The organism is Thalassospira profundimaris, assembly GCF_003326795.1.
Taxonomy (GTDB): Bacteria; Pseudomonadota; Alphaproteobacteria; order Rhodospirillales; family Thalassospiraceae; genus Thalassospira; species Thalassospira profundimaris_C.
Genome location: NZ_JPWI01000036.1, coordinates 1 through 806 on the forward strand (window position 1 = coordinate 1; position 806 = coordinate 806).

The window sequence follows — 806 nt, forward strand, 5'->3', positions numbered from 1 at the left end:
GCAACAACGCCCGCGCCGACGGTACGACCGCCTTCACGGATTGCGAAACGCAGACCTTCGTCCATTGCGATCGGTGCAATGAGGGTCGCGGTCATCTGGACGTTGTCGCCCGGCATAACCATTTCGGTGCCAGCCGGCAGCTCGATCGAACCGGTAACGTCAGTCGTACGGAAGTAGAACTGCGGACGGTAGTTCGAGAAGAACGGCGTATGGCGACCACCTTCATCCTTCGTCAGGATGTAAGCTTCTGCGGTGAACTTGGTGTGCGGCTTGATCGAGCCGACATGCGCCAGAACCTGGCCACGCTCGACGTCTTCACGCTTGGTACCACGAAGCAGTGCGCCGATGTTGTCGCCAGCTTCACCCTGATCGAGCAGCTTGCGGAACATTTCAACGCCGGTGACGATCGTCTTGACGGTGTCTTTGATACCGACGATTTCGACTTCTTCACCAACTTTCACGATACCGGTTTCTACACGACCGGTAACAACCGTACCACGACCCGAGATCGAGAACACGTCTTCGATCGGCATCAGGAACGGACGATCTTTCGGACGATCCGGTGCCGGGATGTAGTCATCAACTGCTGCCATCAGTTCGAGGATAGCATTCTTGCCGATTTCATCATCGCGACCTTCCAGAGCAGCAAGAGCCGAGCCCTTGATGATCGGAATATCGTCGCCCGGGAAGTCGTAGGACGACAGAAGTTCACGGATTTCCATTTCGACGAGCTCGAGGAGCTCTTCGTCATCAACCTGGTCAACCTTGTTCATGAACACGACCAGTGCCGGAACGCCAACCTGACG

At 56.3% G+C, this 806-nt stretch carries 1 protein-coding gene; it reads right to left on the minus strand.

The window, feature by feature from the left end; all coding sequences use genetic code 11:
• Positions 1–806, minus strand: an 806-nt coding sequence (locus TH30_RS21915; RefSeq protein ID WP_114100195.1) for an elongation factor Tu, incomplete at both ends; no start/stop codon positions are given.